Origin of the sequence: Paenibacillus sp. Aloe-11 (genome assembly GCF_000245715.1) — a bacterium.
Lineage (GTDB): Bacteria > Bacillota > Bacilli > Paenibacillales > Paenibacillaceae > Paenibacillus > Paenibacillus kribbensis.
In genome coordinates this window covers 103294-119953 of sequence record NZ_JH601051.1, presented here as the reverse complement: position 1 = coordinate 119953, position 16660 = coordinate 103294, and the positions used below count along the sequence as shown (strand labels likewise).

Below are 16660 nucleotides of genomic sequence, written 5' to 3'. Positions count from 1 at the left end.
ACCTATATGGATTATAGCTCACTTATTTTACTGGCGCTGGCCGGCCTTGGAATTATCAGTGGCAATTCCACGGTGACCATCGCTATGGTTGTATTATTGCTACTGCGGGTAACTAGTTTGAATTCTGCTTTCCCCTGGCTTGAAAAGTACGGTTTGACGATCGGAATTATCATGCTGACAATCGGGGTCATGACCCCGCTAGCCAGTGGTAAAATCAGCATCAATCAAGTGATGGAGTCTTTTCTGCACTGGAAGTCACTGCTCGCGATTGCCATCGGCATCCTGGTAGCCTATCTTGGCGGTCGCGGAGTAACCCTGATGTCCGGTCAGCCTATCATTGTGACAGGTCTGCTCATCGGGACTGTCATTGGCGTTGCCTTCTTTAAGGGTGTACCTGTAGGGCCGCTTATTGCTGCCGGACTGCTGTCTCTCTTGATCGGCCGCTCCTAAACCCTTGGCTTATGCTCCGAATAAAGCAATCTGCATGTTGGGCTGAATTCAGTCCCGCTTTTGTGTTATACTCTTATCGCATAATTTGGTAAATGCAGGAGGCTTGACCGATGTCTCGACAATTTGTAACGGAAGCTGTAATGGTGGCCATATACGGTCAGTTGCTTACATCTCCCGCCCCTGTTGAATATATAGTGCCTTACACATCACTGCTGGAGCTATACGAGTTTAAGGATAGCACGGAGCCTCTCATGGATAATCCTATGGACGATCAGCATGTGAAGCGAAAGGTAAGCGAGCTCATCAGCTATTTTGAGGAGCCGTTGAATCAGAAAAAAATAAGGCGTGCCCTTCAGATGCCCTGGGCCAAAAGCTTGCCCATTCTATTCGACGCCAACACCTCGCTTATTGTTATTAATGCTGTGGATACGGCGCACTATGGAGAATATTTTGATCCGATCGAAACCGAGCTCGTACTGACTGCCCAGCGTGAAGCATTGCCCATTTTGACAGATCAATTGGATTGGATTCACCGCATTATTGAAGCTTCTGTACCTGTGCATGTATATGACATTGATGATTTTGATTTTGCGGTCGATGATCCGATGTTTAACAATCCTTAACATATGTCATACCTCCTTAAACGCAATAAAGCGACGGTGTATCATGCGCAGGCTAATCCCCTGCAGCACGATGCTCCGCCGCTTTTTCATGTCCACAAACAACTCTTGCACATTATTTTAACGCTGGGACATTACACTTGCGTTTCCTCCGTGTAGGTGTAAATAATGTCGTCATGTTCCTCCAAATACTTGACTTGCAGATCATGACCCTTCAGATACCAGTAATCCTGGTCCTCCATATAAAACGTAATGCCAGCCGCTTCATGCTGCAATACGGGATGCTGCGGAGGCTCTACGGCAATTCCCAGAGAAAAGCCTGGATGCAACCCGCCGCCAGAACTGTAACGAACAAAAAAACGGATCGAATCACCATGATTCAAACCAAGCTCCTTAATGTACCACTGTGCCGCAGGCTCAGTTACCTGTATACTCATGCGTTATGCTCATCTCCTTGTACAATGACATCCTGCCAACTATATCATAGCATCTTTTGGAATGGCCACCAACCGCCCTGCTCTAGCCAGCCTTTCGGTACAAGTCATATACATTTTTTTGAAAAGGGTTTGACAATTCGCAAATAAGGGTGTTAAGATTCAACCATACGAGATCCATTTTGGAATTTATTACAATTCGTACGATTACTCATGTAAAAATGAACCCATTTTGAGGAAGAAAGGAGTGTTACCGGTGCTAAAATTCCCTATTGTATTTCATCTACACACACAACAACTTCATACCGGAGCATCTCCCCTGTCGCAACTTTCCGAATTGGGCCATTCACGTTGTATGGTTTAATACGAATGTTTGCCTGTGTTTGAGCAGTTTTTCAGTGGTGAGTGTGCTGAAAATACCTGCACGCCATATGATATTGAGATTTAAGGCATATCGTCTGTGGACGGTATGCCTTTTTTGCGCCTGTTGCCTGATCAAGCTCGTGGCAGCAACTGCTGTTGTTTTTTCAAAATGGTACACAACTCTCGAATGAGCTTGTTATGAAAGGATGGGATTCCTCTTGTTTTCGGTACTCAAAAATTTAAGCTGGTTTTTTAAAAAAGAACGAAGCCGATACTCCATTGGATTGTTTATGCTGATAGCCGTTGGTATTGTAGAGCTGGCTCCTCCTCGTCTGCTAGGCAGCGCCATTGATGAGATCGTGCGCGGTACGATATCCTGGTCCTCCCTTTGGCGTTATATTTTTATGATCTTGGGCATTCTCGCCGTCATCTACTACGTTACGTACATATGGATGCACAAGCTGTTTGGTGGGGCCAATCTGGTGGAGCGTCTGCTTCGTACGCGCTTTATGAATCATCTGCTGCGAATGACGCCGCCTTTTTTTGAGCGCAATCGTACAGGTGATTTAATGGCTCGGGCCACGAACGACCTGCGTTCTGTAGCTAGTACAGCGGGCTTCGGCATGCTGACATTAACAGACTCGACGGTCTATCTGACCGTGGTATTAGTTGCCATGGGCACCCTGATTAGCTGGAAACTGACACTAGCGGCTATCCTGCCGCTGCCTTTTATTGCCCTGGCCATGAGCATTTACGGCAAAGCCGTTCACGAGCGCTACACACTCGCACAGGATGCATTTGGCGATATGAACGATCAGGTGCTGGAATCAGTGGCAGGCATCCGGGTCATTCGCGCCTATGTCCAGGAGCGGATGGACGAAAAGCGTTTTGCAGATATTACCGAGGATGTGTTTCGTAAAAATTTGGCAGTCGCCCGAATGGACGCTCTCTTTGAACCAACCATCCGCCTGTGCGTAGGACTTAGCTACGTCATCGGCCTCGGCTATGGTATTTATCTGGTCTTTCATAACGATATCACGCTGGGCGAGCTGGTCTCCTTTAACATGTATCTGGGAATGATGATTTGGCCGATGTTTGCCATCGGTGAGCTGATTAACATCATGCAGCGCGGCAGCGCTTCTCTGGATCGGGTCAATGAAACGCTCAATGTCCAGCCAGACGTACAGGATGCAGCCCATCCCGTATCGGTTAACCGTCCTGAGTCCATTACGATGAAAGATGTTACCTTCCGTTATCCCACCTCCACTGTCGATAATTTGTCGCATATGAGCCTGGAGTTGAAACGTGGTGAAACGCTAGGCGTTGTCGGTCGAACTGGCAGCGGAAAGTCCACTTTGCTCAAACAACTTTTGCATGAGTACCCGACAGGCAGTGGTGATATTTTAATCTCTGGCACAAGGCTGGAGGACATTTCCATTGAGCAGTTGCACAGCTGGATCGGCTACGTGCCGCAGGAGCAAATTTTGTTTTCCAAATCGGTACGCGAGAACATTCAGTTCGGTAAACCTGGTGCAGATGATGACGACATCATGGAAGCTATCCGCACTGCTGCCTTTGATCAGGACCTGGGCACCCTGTCCGATGGACTGGATACACTCGTTGGGGAAAAAGGGATCGCCCTGTCCGGCGGCCAGAAGCAACGTGTCTCGCTGGCGCGCGCCTTTATCGGTGAGCCGGATATTCTGGTGCTCGACGATGCACTGTCTGCAGTAGATGCCCGGACGGAAGCGCGTATTATCGAAAATATCCGGCGTAAGCGCTCGGGTAAAACAACCCTGATCTCCACTCACCGTCTCTCGGCTGTCGAACATGCAGACCGGATCGTCGTGCTGGAGCAAGGACGCATTATTGAGGAAGGAACCCACAGTGAGCTGCTTGAGGCTGGCGGTTGGTACCGGCAGCAGTATGAACGGCAACAAGTGGAATCTGATCTGACCTCTGGGGAGGTATCCTAATGAAACCCAATATCGGCAAAAGGCTGTTCCAGTACGCCCTGACGAGCAAAGCAGGTTTTATCGCTGCACTCATCGCACTGGCTATTGGAGTAGCCGCCGAGCTGGCCGGACCCTTCATCGCCAAAACGATGATCGACGACCATATGCTCGCTATAGAAAAACCATTCTATGAAACAACGAGTGTGGACGGCACTGTAAGCTTTGCTGGAACCCACTTTAAGCGTGAAGACCGCTTTGAGCCCGGAGAAGCCAAAGGTCGCGAAGCGAGAATTTTACAAGTGGGCAAATCCTTTGTATTTGTTGATGGCTCGGTGCAGGTGGCTGACGGCAACCGCTCCTTTGCTAACGGTACGCTGACGGTGACACGCGGCTCCGATACCTTTCGCTATGAAGCCAAGGCTTTGACTGCTGATGAGCTGTATAGCTTTTACAAACCGGAAATGCCCGGCATCTTTCAATTGATTGGCTGGTATTGTTTCTTTCTGGTCGTTTCGATCTTTGCCGAGTTTGGCAAAACGTACTGGCTGCAATCCTCTGCCAACAAGGTCATTCAGAAGCTTCGGCTGGACCTCTACGCGCACATTCAGCGCTTGCCGGTTTACTTTTTTGACAACCTGCCCGCAGGCAAGGTCGTATCGCGTGTTACGAATGATACCGAGGCGGTCAAAGACTTGTTCGTAGCTGTATTGTCAAACTTTACCTCCGGTATTGTGACGATGACAGGAGTATATGTTGCCCTCTTCCTGCTGGACTTCAGATTGGGCCTAATCTCCTTATTCATTGTGCCGCTGCTGATCTTGTGGATTGTGCTATATCGCAAGGTTGCCACCCGCTATAATACGATCATTCGATCCAGGCTCAGTGAAATCAATGCGATTATCAATGAATCTATTCAGGGTATGTCCATTATTCGTGTATTCCGTCATCAGAAGCAAACGCAAACCGAGTTTGAAGAATTGAATGATGACTATATGAAGCATCAAAATAAAATGCTGAATTTGAACGCTTTTACTTCGCACAATTTGGTCAACGTGTTGAGAAACCTCGCCTTTGCTGTGGTGCTATGGTATTTCGGATCCAAGGCGCTTGGCACCACAGACAGTGCGATATCGCTAGGTGTCCTGTATGCCTTCGTCGATGTGCTGGGACGACTGTTCCAACCTATGACAGGTATGGTCAACCAACTCGCCGTACTGGATACATCCATCGTGTCCTCCGGACGGGTATTTGAATTGATGGATGAAACCGGAGAGCCCGTGACGGACGGGACCATGCCGCGCTACAAAGGGAAGGTAGAATTTGACGACGTATCTTTTGCCTACAAAAAAGATGATGTGCTCAAGCATATTTCCTTTACAGCACAGCCCGGCCAAACAGTTGCCCTGGTCGGACATACCGGATCAGGTAAAAGCTCGATTATTAATCTGCTGTTCCGCTTCTATGATCCGCAGAAAGGAACGATCACCATTGACGGAACACCTGTCAAGGAAATCCCTAAGCAATGGCTTCGCCATCATATGGGCATTGTTCTTCAAGATCCGTATTTGTTCACAGGTACGGTAGCCTCCAATGTCAGTCTTGGAGACAGCCGCATCACCAGAGAACAGGTCGAGAAAGCGCTGCATGACGTTGGAGCTGACAAACTGTTAGCCCATTTGCCGCAAGGCTTTGATGAACCTGTTATTGAAAAAGGCAGCACGTTATCTGCCGGACAGCGCCAGCTTATTTCCTTTGCGCGTGCGCTGGCCTTCGATCCAGCCATTTTGATTTTGGATGAAGCTACTGCCAATATTGATACCGAAACGGAAGCGCTCATTCAATCTGCCCTTGAGGTGCTTAAAAAGGGGCGCACGACCTTTATCATCGCTCACCGTTTGTCGACCATTCGCAGCGCGGACCAAATTTTGGTGCTGCATCGGGGTGAAATTGTGGAGCGCGGTAGCCATGAGGAGCTTATGGCTCATGGTGGTCGCTATTTCCAAATGTATCAGCTTCAGTCGGGAACGGTTGGAACAGATGCAGCCTCATCACCTGCGCAGGACGGCTTGCTTGGCGGTAAAGATACTGTAGCCGCAATGGCTACGGTTTCTGGAAAGTCTGACAAGCGGTCGGGTTCTAGCGCTTCGCAGAAAGCAAGTTCCGGCCAAGGCGGCCCCGGCTTGGTTGGCGGAAACACTTAAGTCGGCTTGTAAAGATGAAATAAACGACATTGCCTTGGGCAAATGACTCGCGTGATGCATTAAAATTAAGCATTAAAAAAACCAGCAAGTTTCCATTAGATATAGGAGACTTGCTGGTTTTATTTTTGTATATTGCTACATTCCCTGAATGGGCTACAGACCTTATTTAGCTACCGATGTACCTGTGCCTGCGGGTGGAGATACTGTTCCTTCTACAGCTTTGAGCGTAACCTTATATTTGCTGTTCACCAATGTACTTGTGTGGGTATCTGTAATAACCTGGATGTTCATTTCCCCAGGCTTTGGACTTGTTAACTTGTAGTAAATGACTGCATTCGTATCATCTACATAGTCGATATGATCCACTTCAATGCCGTATCCCGGATTAGGTGCCTGCAAACGGGTAATTGTCACCTTGTTCTGCTGGTCATTCACCTTCTCTATGCTCATACTAATACCGTTTTGCTGAACCGGATCTGAAGGCTCGGCCGGATTTTCAGGAGTGGCCTCAGATGGTCTATGATTTTGCACAAATTCAGATGCGTTATAGACCATTTCCGCTGCCTCCATCCGGGTTACTTTTCGATCCGGATTAAAGTTGCTCTGATCATCCAATTTGGCAATTTTGGTCAACAGCAGAAATTGAATCGCTTCGCTTGAATCCTGGTCCAGCTTTTTGCCGTCCGCTACATTAACGTACATACGAACGGTTGGGTATTCTCCTGTGGCACTCACTGCTTTATACAGAATGTTTGCGAATTGTTCCCTTGTCATGCGAGTACCTGGGTCAATATCCGGTGACAGAGGGATTTGATGCTGTGCTGCAATCCGGTAGGACTTGGCATACCAGGCTGAAGCGGGAATGTTTGCAAAGGAACCGGTTGTGAAATCAGGCATAACCTGAAGATCCATGGCATTAACGACCATATGCACTCCTTGTGCATAGGTAAGTGTTTGGTCAGGTGCAAACTTGTCCTTTGTTATTCCCTGAATAATACCTTTCTCCTGAAGCGAATTCACGATTTTCTCCTGTTCAGCTCCTTTTATATCACGAAAAGCAGAAGCCGATGTAGCCACTGCCAATGAGCAGATGACGAGCAGAGCAGCTGTCACACTTTTATTTTTTGTCATGTGGTGCACCTCCATTTTTACTATGTTCTATACTTACCGACGCAATAGGAGCAGCAAATGTTTCACATATGCACAAAAGGATTGCAAAACAAGCACAGCAAGCAGCCCTTTATTCGCTTGGTTTACATCCGATTAGGTGCTTTCAGCCCAAGAAGCTGCAGCGTACTTGCCAGAATATCCGCAGTTTGTTCCGCCAGCTGAATACGCCACCGCCCACCACCAACAATCCGTTCCTTGGCGTAAAAACGGTTGAACGCTTGAGCCGTATCCAACGCAAATCTTGCCATAACCGAAGGCTCCAACTGTCGAACCGCACGTATCAATTGTCCATGATAGCGATCCAACTGCTTAAGCAGCTCCCAGCCTGCATCACCCAGTATCTCACTCGAGGCGTCAGTCAATTCAGAGGAATGCTTCTCCTGCGCTGGGACGGTGCCGCTAAAATCAGAATGAGCACCAGCGTGAGTGCGCGCGTAAGCTTTTTCCAGAAGACTGCGTATGCGCGCATGAGTGTACTGCACATAAGGCCCGGTCTCGCCCTCAAAGGTGAGCGCCTCCTCCAGCGAAAAATTCACTTCATTTAGACGATTGTTTTTTAAATCACCGAAAATAATCGCTCCGATCCCAACGTCCTCAGCTATTTCCTGTTGGTCCTGCAAATCAGGGTTCTTCTGCGTGATAATGGCTTGAGCACGCGCTACAGCTTCATCGAGCACCTCCTCCAGCTTCACAACCTTGCCACGTCTCGTAGACATTTTCTTGCCTGCGAACCGCATCAGTCCAAACGGCACATGCTCACATTGCTCCGCCCACGTCTCCCCTGCACGCTTCAGTACCGCAAATACCTGCTGAAAATGCAACCTCTGCTCCCCGCCAACGACGTAAAGCAACCGATCAGCCTTCATCACCTCACGACGATAGATCGCTGTTGCCAGGTCACGTGTCGGATAAATCGTGGTCCCATCCTTTTTTAAAATAAGACACGGCGGCAGCTCCTCTTCTTCCAGGCGAACCACGAGTGCCCCGTCGCTTTCCTCCAGCAGTTCTTTCGCTCTTAATTGGGCAACAACTGCCTGCATCTTATCATTATAAAAACTTTCCCCTAGCACATGGTCGAATGTAATGTTCAAACGCTGGTACATGCGATCAAATTCACCCAGACTGACCTCAACAAAAAACTCCCATAGTCGCTGTGCCTCGGCATCCCCATGCTCCAAACGCCGGAACCACTCACGGCCTTCTTCCTCCAAAGACGGGTCATGCTCGGCCTCCTGATGAAAACGCACATATAGCTTAAGCGACTCTCCAATCGGGTCCTGTTGCAGCTGCTCGTCATTGCCCCATCTTTTATAGGCTGCAATTTGCTTGCCAAATTGTGTTCCCCAATCTCCCAGATGATTCACGCTAATAGGAACATGTCCCGTTTCCCCCAGAATGCGATACAGGGCAGCACCGATGACAGTAGAGCGAAGATGGCCGATACCAAATGGTTTGGCGATGTTAGGTGAGGACATATCAATCACCACCCGCTGTCCATGCCCGATATCTGGCTTGAGGAAATCAGGCTTGTTCAATTCAGCCAGCATAAGCGGAATCTGAACAGAACGATTCAGTGTTATATTTACATAGGCACCAGCAGCCGAAGCACTTAAACCTTCCTCATCGCTTATTGCCTCCGCCAATTCAAGCGCAATTTGCTGTGGAGACTTGCGGAGCTTTTTAGCCAGCACAAAACACGGAAATGCCAAATCTCCCCATTCCGGCTGCGGGGGTATCTCCAATAAAGATAAAACTTCCTTTTCCTCCAAGCCCGTATGGGTCAATAAAACCTTGGCAGCAGTCTTTAACAGCATGTTTTCTCTCTCCTTCTCTATTAAGATTTCAGGATTTTGCAAAATCCTTGTCTAACAAAAAAAGCTCCCGCCTCTTGACATGATTCAAGAGACGAGAACTTCAATATCCCCGCGGTACCACTCTTCGTAAATCGGGCTGCGCAGCTAAAAGCTTACTTGCACAAATCGCCGATTTCACTCCAATGACGAATAACGGTGTCTGCCGGGCTGATCTACTAAAGGAACTACACTCAAGGAATCTCCTGAATGTACTTCATGATTCGACCAACCATCTCCCGGGTGCGCTTCACATCAAACCTCATACCGGCTTCCACCTTTTCCGGCTCGCTGTAATGATCGGGCTTCAATGCTACTCTCCCATTCCACGACGTTAATTTCCCATCATTATACAAATCTATTCAGTAGAAAGCAACCTTTTCTTCTTCAGGCGCTAACTCCATATATGTAATTACACAGCCACCAATTGGCGGCAAGCCTGAAAGCAGCGACGGCAGGCTTCTGCGCATTGTTTGCAATGATCATGGGTATGCTTGCTGCATTCGGCAGCGCATACTTCACAGGCATGAGCACACAATTCACAGATTTGCTCGGCGAAATTGGTTCCGTGCTCCAGCATTTGAGCAGCAAACCCGCATATCTCCGCACATTCCCTGCTCACTCGGATACATTCACGCAGCATGGCCAAATCATATTCCTTTAAGCTCGCTACATTGCAAACATTGCAAGCGTTCAAACATTCCAGGCAAGCATCTACACATTGTTGGTATGAATAATCCATATTACATTACCTCCCAGTTGTCGACCCTGCTGATTATTACCCGCTAATAATTGAGATTAATCGGTTGATGTTCGCGCTTTCAACAAAATAAAACCAGAAAGTCCCGACTTATGTAAGGAAGTGTACTATATTCCAATGCATGAAAGCAAGGATATTCATCACAAAGCTTTATAGTCTCCGCTCCTGACTTGCATACGGACAACCATTCCTCTATTGTAAAAAGAGTAGGCTTAACCACTGATTCAAGGAGTGAACATTGTAATGAATATGACTTCTGTAGAAGAGCACCGACGGGAATCTCCGCAGCAGGTTAGCTGCATGGTCATAACCGTCTCCGACACACGCACCGTAGAAACAGATACTGGCGGACGACTGCTCATGGACTTGCTGGAAACCAACGGCTATGAGATCGCCCGATATGTCATCGTCAAGGACGACTATGAAGGCATCCGGCAATTGGTATCCGAAGCTGCAGCAGAGGACGGCATCGAAGCTGTGCTTTTGACAGGCGGCACCGGTATTTCCCCTCGGGATACCACATATGAAGCTGTTACCTCCCTACTGGATAAAGAGCTGCCTGGTTTTGGAGAAATCTTCCGATATCTCAGCTTTGCCGAGGATATTGGTTCAGCGGCTATATTAAGCCGTGCTGTGGCCGGTACGATAGGCCGGACAGCTGTATTTTCCATGCCTGGCTCACGTGGGGCTGTACGTTTGGCGATGGAACGCATTATTGTACCTGAGCTAAGACATGTCATGAGAGAAATTTATAAGTAAGCTCTCTTTTTCCATACTCGCCACAACACAAAAAGGCACCCCATACATTCATGAGGTGCCTCTTCATGCTATTATTCCTTTTCCTCTACTTCAGGCTGCATATAGCTGTCGATCAGCTTTTGCTTCAGCCCCCACACCTTTTCGCTGAGATTAACGCGATAAATTTCAGGGTTGAGCTTCCGCAAATATTCTGGCCAAAACAGCTTCAGCTGTGAAGCATGGTAAGCTCGAATTTCATCCAGCTCGGGAAGCGCATATACCTTCTGCCCGTTTATGAAAATGGGTTCAAGCATCGGTACGGCTTCGTAATTTTCTACGTATTTTTTCATATATGGATGCAAAGGATTAAACAGTTTCAGACGCTTTCCATTACGCGGACGCTCTTCATCCGGAAAAGAAATATAATCTGCAACGGCTCTTCCCTTCTTTTTATCCACGATGCGGTATACATCCTTTTTGCCCGGTGTGGTTACTTTTTCAGGATTACCCGAAATCTTAATCGTCGGCAGCATTTCGCCGTCCACTTCCCGCTCAACCAGCTTGTACACTCCGCCAAGTGAAGGTTGATCCGAAGCTGTAATAAGCTGTGTTCCCACACCCCATACATCAATACGCGCTCCTTGGGCTTTCAAATTAAAAATCGTATTTTCATCCAAATCATTGGAGGCTACAATTTGTACATAATCCAGGCCTTCAGCATCAAGCATTTCCCGCGCCTGGATGGACAGATAAGCTAAATCACCGCTGTCGAGACGGATTGAGTTCATGCGCTTGCCCTGGCTCTCCAGCATCTTCGCTGTGCGAATCGCATGAGGAACACCGCTTTCCAACGTGTCGAAGGTGTCTACCAGCAGCGTAACCTGATCTGGCAAAACCTTGGCATACACGTCAAAAGCCTCCTGCTCCGACATAAAGGTTTGCACCCAGGAATGGGCATGCGTTCCCTTCGTCGGAATCCCAAAGTGCTTTCCTGCCAGCATGTTGGACGTCGCGTCAAAGCCTGCTACATAAGCTGCACGCGCCCCCCAAATCGCCGCATCTGCTTCCTGGGCACGCCGTGTGCCAAATTCAAGCAGCGTGTCGTTATTTGCCACCTGTTTAATACGTGACGCCTTTGTAGCGATCAGCGTCTGATAATTCATAAAATTCAGTATCGCCGTCTCCACCAGCTGCGTTTCCATAATTGTTCCCTCAACGCGTATCAGAGGCTCGTTCGGAAAAACGAGAGCTCCTTCCTTCATCGAATGAACCGTTCCGCCAAATCTAAACTGCAGCAAAGCCTCCAGAAACATAGGATCATACTTCTCTTCCTGTTCCGAAAGGTAGCGAATATCCTCTTCTGTAAAACGCAAATTTGAGATGTAATTCACAATGCGTTCCAGACCAGCGAACACCGCATAACCATTGCCAAAGGGCAACTTACGGAAATACGCCTCGAACACAGCTTTACACTGGTGACTTCCGTTCACCCAGTGGGCGTACATCATATTAATCTGATATTTATCTGTATGTAATGCGAGGCTCGTTGATTGCATCGTATTCATCCTCTCTGACTATCCCCGGTTTTGCGATTGCGACGGCATATCGTCTCATCTGTCCAGCTTAGCGGTATCCGACTCCATTTGTTATCGGATACTGGTGCACAATCGTTAAGTTATTTACTTATTCTGTAGTAAAATCGTATCCTCAGCCGACCATACGGCAGCTCCCAGACTTCCCTCAAAATGGCCCAAAGCCCAATCATGTCCAGCCTGATTAAAGCTCGCCACGGCATCCTTGTATACGGTAATGGCCAAGCCTTTGTTATAAGCGTCTACAGCCGTATGGAGTACACATATATCCGTGCATACACCGATCAGATGAACCTCCAAAATGCCTCGTTCGCGCAGCCTGAGCTCCAGATCGGTGCCAGCGAAGGCACTATACCGTGTTTTATCCAACCAATAGATAGAATCACTTTGTTTCTCATAGAGGGGCTGGAGCTTGCCATATAGATGTCGTCCCTCAGTTCCACGTATATTATGTGGGGGAAATAGCTTGCTCTCCGGGTGATAAGGATCTTTCTCCTCATGTAAATCCACAGCCATGACTACAAAGTCCCCCTGATCCACATACGCCTGTGTGATTGCTGCAATCCGATCATCCAGGTCAATCGCCGGTTGACCTACAGGCAAGCTTCCATCTACAAAATCCTTCGTGTAATCAATAACAATGAGTGCCTTCATCGTACAATCAGCTCCTTCATCCACAAAGTTGGGGATTGTGCGCTCTTCGTATGACCCGTCCTATCACATTAGGTGTAGATAGACAACCGCGGTACTCTGTCACTAAAACGGTACAGCTGAGCCGGTCTTTGTGAATACTGATTGGAGCTGAGCGGTTTACCGTCTTCATCCCGTACCTCTTCCAGTATTCCCTGTCTGCTGCGGGTCGATGTTATTTTACGGATAAAATTCGGCTCTTCAAAATCCGGTACGACGCTCTGAATTACCTGATACAGCTCGCCCAGTGTAAAATGTGGCGGCAAAAACTGCTTGGCTATCGTCGTCTGCAGCATCTGCAGCTGAATCTTCCGATAAGCATCGACGATGATGTCCCGGTGATCGAACGCCAGCTCCAATTCCTCCAGCGCCTCACGGATCGTGAACAGCCCTACCTCGGAAGCATCATCCGCTGCCTGCCGCTGCTCCAGCATCCATTCCTCTACCAATGCAAAAAATGCATGCGATATAATCCAGCCACGCGGATCACGCCCCGGTCCGCTGTATACACCTAAATACTCCAGATGTCCGCCGTCCACACCGGTTTCCTCTAATAGCTCCCGCTTGGCCGCTCCATACATAGACTCATCTTCCTGACAAAACCCTCCGGGCAACGCCCAGCGTCCCGCAAACGGCCACCTGCGGCGCTTGATGAGCATTACCTTCAGTTCCCGGATCGGCAATGTCTTCGTCACCGTCTTGCGTTCCCGCTTCGTTAAGGTAAACATTACGATATCTGCCGGAGCACCATCCGGGGTGCGGTATTTCTTAATGTTGTACGACGCCTTCTGCGCCTCTTCGTTTGTACGATTGTTATCCATTCACATCACCATATTATATCGTTTTGATAAATTCATTATGACATAATAAAAAGTTTTGTCAAGCTTTAGACCTTATCCTTAGTCAGTTGGCTGTTTATGCAACACTCGAAAGGTCGCCGTAGATATGCATCCGAGTGTCCCTTCACCATTCCTTACCTCTGCCTCTGTCGTGATGGTGCGACCTGCTTGATGAAGAATCCGAGCTTTCACTTCCAGTGCCCCTTGCCTCATCGCTGACAAAAAATGAACATTCAGGTTCGTCGTTACACATGACTGCATCTGACGCGAGCCCATAGCAACCATTCCCATGGCCTGGTCCATTAACGAAGTCAGCACGCCCCCATGGACAATCCCCATTACATTCGTATGCTGCGGACCAGCTTGCAAGGCAATGCGTACCTCGTTCTCATCCGCACCAACCAGCTCACATCCCAAGTAACTCCAGAATGTATTCCCTTCCCCCTCTACCATCTTACGCAACTTATCCATTTCCTAGTTTTCATCCCTTCTTCGATGTCACATTACTCCTGATGTCTGGCGCAGTATGCATGGTTCAGTGTGCATGGTTCAGCATGCATTCCTCACCTCAAGATTGCCTTCGAAAAAAAGGCGTGGAAGCCTAAGCCTCCACACCATACATCTGATTTTAGTCACTACAATTGGAGGCAGAAGTGCTTTTCCCCTCTTCTACATTCACCTTTTCCGCAACCGTATCACGGATAGCCATGATCACCATTTGCAGCAATTCATTAATTTCCACCTGACTTTGCTGGAACTCCGTTACAATCGGAATACCGTCAAGCTCTTCCTGCAGCTCCTGAAGCTCGGCCTCTATTTGGGCAATCATTTTTTGATTCTTCAAGGATTCAAACGCTACAATTTCCTTTTGCTTCTTCTTCATAGTTGCAATCAGTTGCTGGATGCGCTGATGATCCCGAATCTTTTCTTCTGCTTTCCGAAATAACTGCACTTCCTCACTGTTGCCCAAAATACCTGCCAACTCTTTGGCTTTTGCCAATATCATATCGCGATTGACCAAATGATCATGCTGGCGCGCCGCCGATTGAAGTTCTGTCTGTTGCAACCGCTCCTCTGTCACTGTCCATCGCTCCTTTTCTCACTTAGACGATCTATGCACCCGGTGGTACTCTAGTCATTCAAATGCAACCAGCTAGAATCTTTTTTATCCGTTAACCGCAACTGCGGTTTGAACCAGATCACCCTTGATGTAGAAGGTCATAGGCTCTGTAATTTTCACTTGAACAAAAGTACCAATCAGATCCTTGGAACCTTCAAAATGCACGAGCTTATTAGAACGGGTACGTCCGGCAAGCACCTCGCTGTTATTTTTGCTCTCGCCTTCTACCAGTACCTCAACCACCTCGCCCCGCAGTCGACTATTAAAGCGGAGACTGTTTTCATTCACAACCTTGTTAAGGCGTTGAAGACGCTCTTTTTTGACCTCCATTGGTACATTGTCTTCCATCGAAGCCGCTGGTGTACCCTCACGTGGCGAATAGATGAATGTGTAGGCGAAGTCGTAACCGACCTCCCGCACAAGTGATAGTGTATCTTCAAACTGTTCGTCAGTTTCACCCGGGAAACCTACAATAATGTCCGTTGTCAGAGAAACATGCGGAACAGCCGCTTTAATCTTCGCTGCCAGCTCCAGAACACGTTCACGAGTATATTTTCGGTTCATTTTCTTCAATATATCCGTATTGCCGGATTGTACCGGCAGATGAATATGCTCCACCAAATTGCCGCCCTTACCGAGCACTTCAACCAAATGATCATCAAAATCACGTGGATGTGATGTGGTAAAACGTACACGCGGGATATTGATTTTGCGCATATCATCCATCAAATCCCCGAATCTGTAATTCATATCCGTCAAATCCTTGCCATAGGCATTGACATTCTGGCCCAGCAAGGTAATCTCTTTAAAGCCTTGACGTGCCAAATCCCGTACCTCGGCGATAACATCCTCTGGTCGACGGCTTCTTTCCTTACCACGTGTGAAGGGAACGATGCAATAGGTGCAAAATTTATCACAGCCGTACATGATGTTTACCCAAGCCCGCATTCCCTCGCGCTTCTTCGGCAGGTTTTCGATAATGTCGCCTTCCTTGGACCACACTTCGACCACCATTTCTTTGCTGAAGAGCGCTTCTTTAACGAGTTGAGGCAAACGGTGAATATTATGGGTACCAAAAATCATATCGACAAAACCGTGTTTTTGCATAATCCGGTTAACGACATTCTCTTCCTGCGACATGCAGCCACACACGCCGAGCAGCAGTCCCGGCTTTTCTGTTTTGAGATGCTTGAGGTGACCCAGTTCACCAAACACTTTATCCTCCGCATTTTCACGGATGGCGCAAGTGTTCAGTAAAATGATATCTGCTTCCTTCCGATCCTCGGTTGCTTGGTAGCCCATTTGCTCCAGCAAGCCTTTTATCGTTTCGGAATCATGCTCGTTCATCTGGCAACCGAATGTATATACGATATAATGCTTTCCCTGACCGATATGCTTTAGCTCATCCGGGACTGCGTTATCATACAATACCTGTACGTCCTCTTTACCGCGCTGCTTTTCTTTTCTATGGTTCGGCTCCGCCATAATGTTGATTTCACGTCCGCGAATGCGGATCTTTTTGCTATGCTCATCTTCAGAAATAATCTTCGCATCCGAGAAATCAAAATATTGGGAGTAATCTTTTGTTTCCTTAGCCATTCCTGGTCACTCCTTACACCATCTATTTCACGCCATGTGCGCTTTTACTAAATTCCCATACATGTATATATCCCTTTAAGCCCATTAATATCCTTTGAAAAAGGCATTACACTAAATTATAGCATGATTTATAGGCCATAGCCATAGAGCAGCCACAGACGGCAAATGCCGCCAATCTGAACGAGTGATCTTTATATGTATATGTGGAGATTTGTGAATTTTCTATATATGTAAAAAAGCCCGATTCCTTTGCAAGAATCGAGCTTCCAAGCCTTCCGG

Annotated in this window: 15 protein-coding genes and 1 other annotated feature; of the genes, 5 read left to right on the top strand and 10 right to left on the bottom strand. The window is 47.8% G+C overall.

The window, feature by feature from the left end:
• Window positions 1–6 precede the first annotated feature (6 nt).
• Window positions 7–450, top strand: a complete 444-nt coding sequence (locus WG8_RS10410; protein WP_007430122.1) for a DUF441 domain-containing protein — start codon at window positions 7–9, stop codon at window positions 448–450.
• 110 nt (window positions 451–560) lie between these two features.
• A complete protein-coding gene (locus tag WG8_RS10405) occupies window positions 561–1073 on the top strand; it encodes a hypothetical protein (protein WP_007430121.1) in 513 nt (170 codons plus the stop codon).
• A gap of 131 nt (window positions 1074–1204) precedes the next feature.
• Here WG8_RS10405 and WG8_RS10400 read toward each other — a convergent pair whose 3' ends face one another.
• Complete coding sequence (locus tag WG8_RS10400; RefSeq protein ID WP_007430120.1) at window positions 1205–1507, bottom strand: HesB/YadR/YfhF family protein; 303 nt, start codon at window positions 1505–1507, stop codon at window positions 1205–1207.
• A gap of 578 nt (window positions 1508–2085) precedes the next feature.
• Between WG8_RS10400 and WG8_RS10395 the strand changes: the two genes are divergently transcribed.
• Both WG8_RS10395 and WG8_RS10390 read left to right on the top strand, forming a co-directional pair.
• Window positions 2086–3843, top strand: coding sequence for an ABC transporter ATP-binding protein (locus WG8_RS10395; RefSeq protein WP_007430119.1), 1758 nt, complete (start codon window positions 2086–2088; stop codon window positions 3841–3843).
• On the top strand, window positions 3843–6023 hold the full coding sequence (locus WG8_RS10390; RefSeq protein ID WP_007430118.1) for an ABC transporter ATP-binding protein: 2181 nt from the start codon (window positions 3843–3845) through the stop codon (window positions 6021–6023). Before WG8_RS10395 ends, WG8_RS10390 begins: the two co-directional genes overlap by 1 nt.
• A 162-nt stretch (window positions 6024–6185) precedes the next feature.
• Here WG8_RS10390 and WG8_RS10385 read toward each other — a convergent pair whose 3' ends face one another.
• The 3 genes from WG8_RS10385 to WG8_RS10375 all read right to left on the bottom strand — a co-directional run bounded on the left by WG8_RS10385 (window position 6186) and on the right by WG8_RS10375 (window position 9785).
• Window positions 6186–7154 (bottom strand): S-layer homology domain-containing protein, encoded by a 969-nt coding sequence (locus WG8_RS10385; RefSeq protein ID WP_007430117.1) that lies wholly within the window; start codon window positions 7152–7154, stop codon window positions 6186–6188.
• A 122-nt stretch (window positions 7155–7276) separates the two neighbouring features.
• Complete coding sequence (argS, locus tag WG8_RS10380; protein WP_007430116.1) at window positions 7277–9007, bottom strand: arginine--tRNA ligase; 1731 nt, start codon at window positions 9005–9007, stop codon at window positions 7277–7279.
• Between the two features lie 84 nt (window positions 9008–9091).
• Window positions 9092–9381, bottom strand: a binding site (T-box leader).
• A gap of 74 nt (window positions 9382–9455) precedes the next feature.
• A complete protein-coding gene (locus WG8_RS10375; RefSeq protein WP_007430114.1) occupies window positions 9456–9785 on the bottom strand; it encodes a four-helix bundle copper-binding protein in 330 nt (109 codons plus the stop codon).
• Between the two features lie 261 nt (window positions 9786–10046).
• Here WG8_RS10375 and WG8_RS10370 point away from each other — a divergent pair, with 261 nt between their 5' ends.
• Window positions 10047–10562 carry a MogA/MoaB family molybdenum cofactor biosynthesis protein gene (locus WG8_RS10370; protein ID WP_007430113.1) on the top strand — a complete coding sequence of 172 codons (516 nt, stop codon included), beginning with the start codon at window positions 10047–10049 and terminating at the stop codon, window positions 10560–10562.
• A gap of 71 nt (window positions 10563–10633) precedes the next feature.
• Here WG8_RS10370 and WG8_RS10365 read toward each other — a convergent pair whose 3' ends face one another.
• The 6 genes from WG8_RS10365 to miaB all read right to left on the bottom strand — a co-directional run bounded on the left by WG8_RS10365 (window position 10634) and on the right by miaB (window position 16381).
• A complete protein-coding gene (locus tag WG8_RS10365) occupies window positions 10634–12097 on the bottom strand; it encodes a nicotinate phosphoribosyltransferase (RefSeq protein WP_007430112.1) in 1464 nt (487 codons plus the stop codon).
• Between the two features lie 123 nt (window positions 12098–12220).
• Window positions 12221–12787, bottom strand: coding sequence for a cysteine hydrolase family protein (locus WG8_RS10360; protein ID WP_007430111.1), 567 nt, complete (start codon window positions 12785–12787; stop codon window positions 12221–12223).
• Between the two features lie 68 nt (window positions 12788–12855).
• A complete protein-coding gene (locus WG8_RS10355) occupies window positions 12856–13644 on the bottom strand; it encodes an NUDIX domain-containing protein (RefSeq protein ID WP_007430110.1) in 789 nt (262 codons plus the stop codon).
• A 78-nt stretch (window positions 13645–13722) separates the two neighbouring features.
• Window positions 13723–14133 carry a PaaI family thioesterase gene (locus WG8_RS10350; protein ID WP_007430109.1) on the bottom strand — a complete coding sequence of 137 codons (411 nt, stop codon included), beginning with the start codon at window positions 14131–14133 and terminating at the stop codon, window positions 13723–13725.
• A gap of 157 nt (window positions 14134–14290) precedes the next feature.
• Complete coding sequence (locus tag WG8_RS10345) at window positions 14291–14743, bottom strand: RicAFT regulatory complex protein RicA family protein (protein ID WP_007430108.1); 453 nt, start codon at window positions 14741–14743, stop codon at window positions 14291–14293.
• Window positions 14744–14827: 84 nt separating this feature from the next.
• A complete protein-coding gene (miaB, locus tag WG8_RS10340) occupies window positions 14828–16381 on the bottom strand; it encodes a tRNA (N6-isopentenyl adenosine(37)-C2)-methylthiotransferase MiaB (protein ID WP_007430107.1) in 1554 nt (517 codons plus the stop codon).
• Window positions 16382–16660: the final 279 nt, after the last annotated feature.